Below are 3,470 nucleotides of genomic sequence, written 5' to 3'. Positions count from 1 at the left end.
CCTCCGCGATCTTGCTGGTGTTCATCCTGCTCGGGCATTGGCTTGAGATGCGCGCGCGTGCCGGGGCGTCGGCGGCGATCAGCAAGCTGATGAACCTCACGCCTCCCAAGGCCATGGTCCTGCGCCAAGGGGCCGAGCTCGAAGTCTCGACCGCCGAGGTGGTCGTCGGCGACACGGTGGTCATTCGACCCGGGAACAAGATCCCCGTCGACGGGACGGTCCTGAGCGGCGATTCGCAGGTCGATGAGTCGATGCTCACCGGGGAGTCGATGCCGGTGGCTAAGAAGCCCGGCGACACGGTGATCGGGGCCACGATCAACAAGAGCGGGGCGTTCCAGTACAGCGCGACCAAGGTCGGGGCCGATACCGCGCTCGCACAGATCGTCAAGCTGGTGCAGGAGGCGCAGAACTCCAAAGCCCCGGCGCAGCTCCTCGCTGACCGCGCCGCGCAATGGCTGGTGTTGGCCGCGATCGCGACCGGCCTGGCGACGTTCGGCGTGTGGTACTGGGGATTCGGCATGCCGCTGATCTTCGCGGTGACGCTGACCATCACCGTGTTCGTCATCGCTTGCCCCGACGCCCTCGGCCTGGCGACCCCCATGGCGATCATGGTTGGCACGGACCTTGGTGCGGCGAACGGCATCCTGTTCAAAAATGCAGCCGCCCTCGAGGAGGCCACCAAGCTGGACGTCGTCGTCTTCGATAAGACCGGCACCCTGACCATGGGCCAGCCGGAGGTCGTTGAGCTGGTGCTGGGATCTGAGGTCGCCGAAGCCCAGTTGCTGTCAGCGGCGGCGACCGTCGAAGCCGGCTCCGACCATCCCCTGGCGCAAGCCATCCTGCATCGGGCCGGTAACCTTCCGGCGGCCCGGGTGACGGGCTTTCTCAACATCGAGGGGATGGGCGCACAGGCGGAGCTCGACGGAAAGACCGTGCTCCTCGGCAACCAGCTGCTGATGGCGCAGCAGAAGATCGATCTGGGTGCGCTGGGCCCGAAATCGACTGAGCTGCAGGGCGCGGGACGGACCGTGGTTCACGTGGCCCACGGCGGACGATTGCTCGGCCTGATCGCCATCGCCGATGCGCCCCGGCCCACGGCCGCAGCGGCCGTTAAGGCGCTGCGCGATCGCGGCGTCGAGGTCGTCATGATGACGGGTGACAATCTTGGAACCGCCCGGCGGATTGCGGCAGGGCTTGGCATCGAGACCGTCATGGCCGATGTGCGACCAGGGGACAAGGCAAGCAAGATCAAGGAGCTGCAAGCGAAGGGTAAGAAGGTAGGGATGGTCGGCGACGGCGTGAACGATGCGCCAGCGCTCACTCAGGCCGACGTGGGTTTCGCCATCGGCGCCGGCACCGATGTGGCCATCGAGAGCGCCGACATCGTGCTGATGAAGAGCGATCCCTTGGACGTCGTCGGGGCGATCACCCTGTCGCGGGCAACCCTGCGCAAGATGCACCAGAACCTCTGGTGGGCGGTCGGTTACAACGTCGTCGCCTTCCCACTGGCCGCGGGGGTCCTATACCCCTTCCTGCTGGGACCGGCCGTCGCCGCCCTGGCGATGTCCGGGAGCACGGCGGTCGTCGCCGTCAACGCCCTGTTGCTCAAGCGTACCAAGCTGGCGGGCATCAACAAGCCCACGGCCGGCAAACCAGCGCCTGGGGCGCCTGGCGAAGGTACGGTGGCCGCGGCCCAGGCCGCTCCCCCTGGCGTCGGGAATCCGGCTCCGACGCCGACGCCCGCCACGACCCAGGCCCTGCCCGCGGAATCTGCACCCGCGACACCGCCTCAGGCGTCGGCGGCAGCAGCACCCTCCGTCCCATCCGCACCTGCGGCCGCCGCTCCGGCGCCTGCGCAGACTTCCGCGAAAGGCCCGACTCCCGCGCCCCCGCATTCGCCCGCCCCCCCGGCGGCCAACGCCGCGTGACCTCCGGCGGCGGAGCCGGTGCGGCGGGCGTACCGCTCGCCACGCTCATCGTGCTGATGCTCGCGGTGTTTACGGTCTCGATCGGCTATGGGGTCGTGCTGCCGCTCCTGCCGGACTTGGTCGAACAGGTGTTGCGGGTCTCTAGCGCCAGTCGTTCGATCTCGTCGCACACGGGCCTGCTGACCAGCATCTATGTCCTGGGGCTCTTCCTGTTCGCGCCCCTGTGGGGTCGCCTCTCCGACCACCTCGGCCGTCGCAACATCCTCATTCTCGGACTCCTAGGCTTTGCGGCCAGCATGCTGATCTTCTCGTTCGTGCGCGGTTTGCCTGCGGTCTATGGCGCGCGCTTCGTCAGCGGGATCTTCGCCGCGGCCGTGATCCCGGTCGCCTCGGCGGCGATCGGCGACCTGGCGGCAAACGACGAATCCCGGGGCCGGCGGCTGACGATGATCAGCGTGGCTGGGATCACCGGCTTCCTTCTGGGGCCGATGCTGGGCCTGCTGTTGGCCCGCCTTGGCGCCGGTGTCCTCGGCCCGATCAGCCCGTCCGGCCTGCTGGCGATCCCGCTCGCCGCGACGGCGCTGCTCGCGCTGCCGGTGGCCGGCGCGATCGCCCTCTCGGTGCCAGGGGCCTCGCACATCGCGGCCACCCGATTGAAAACCAGTGCCGTCCAGGGGAGTGACCGGCTCGTCCTCAGGCTGTTGGTCCTGGCCTTCGTCGTCTCGGGCGCCGTCGGCGTCTTCGAGGTCGGGCTGGCATTGCGCGGACGCCAGGAGCTTGGGATGACCCAAGCGCAGATCGCCGTGATGTTCACCGAATGCAGCCTGGTGATGATTCTCGTGCAGACGCTGGTCTTCTCACCGCTCGTGAAGCCCAGGCAGACCCGCTGGCTGATCGCGCCCGCGCTGGCGGTCTTGGCCTTGGCGCTGTTCATGGTCCCCCGGGCGTCGAACTTCGCCCTGATGCTGGTGGTCATCGGCGCGGTGGCGGCCAGCGCCGGCATCCTCCTGCCGATCGTGACCTACTGGATCTCGACCAAGGCCGGAAACGCCCAGGGTGCGGAACTCGGCAAGCAGACAGCAGCGGCCAGCCTGGGTAGCGCCGTCGGCTCCGCCGCAGGCGGTATGCTCTTCGCGACCCCTTTCGCCGGGGCTTCCTTACTGCTGATGGCCGCGGTCACCGGCGGCAGCATAGCCATCGCCTTCAGGCTGCCGTACCTCCTCGCGACACGGCGCCGCCCGCGCCCACCGCCATCCAAGCGCCAGCGAGCGCGAAGTTGACCGCCGCCACGAGCGCCACACTGGTGGCTCCGGCCATCGTCAGGCCGAGCCATTCAACCCGCCGCAAGCCGCCGCAAGCCGCCGCCCGCCGCATCGCGCGCCGCGAAGGCCAGGACCAGGACGCCGGCCACCGCCACCTGATCCGCCGCCGGACCCTTCGCAGCTTCCGGGCCGAGGCCAACCAAACGTGGGCGGCGGCAACTGCGGGCGTCTGAGAAACGCAGCCGGGACGGGGATATCGCGCGCCGGACCAGACAACCTG

At 69.0% G+C, this 3,470-nt stretch carries 3 protein-coding genes; all 3 read left to right on the top strand.

Features of this window, described 5'->3' with window-relative positions; translation table 11 throughout:
* Positions 1–1,928 (top strand): copper-translocating P-type ATPase (locus ACLL81_RS10885; RefSeq protein WP_411288365.1); only part of this gene is annotated, 1,928 nt, incomplete at its 5' end.
* Positions 1,925–3,208, top strand: a complete 1,284-nt coding sequence (locus tag ACLL81_RS10880; protein ID WP_411288364.1) for an MFS transporter — start codon at positions 1,925–1,927, stop codon at positions 3,206–3,208. The genes ACLL81_RS10885 and ACLL81_RS10880, both read left to right, overlap by 4 nt.
* Positions 3,205–3,423, top strand: coding sequence for a hypothetical protein (locus tag ACLL81_RS10875; RefSeq protein WP_411288363.1), 219 nt, complete (start codon positions 3,205–3,207; stop codon positions 3,421–3,423). Before ACLL81_RS10880 ends, ACLL81_RS10875 begins: the two co-directional genes overlap by 4 nt.
* Positions 3,424–3,470: the final 47 nt, after the last annotated feature.

Origin of the sequence: Phenylobacterium sp., assembly GCF_046590535.1 — a bacterium.
GTDB lineage: Bacteria > Pseudomonadota > Alphaproteobacteria > Caulobacterales > Caulobacteraceae > Phenylobacterium.
The sequence above is the reverse complement of the archived record's forward strand: the minus strand, read 5'-3'. Positions and strand labels throughout refer to the sequence as shown.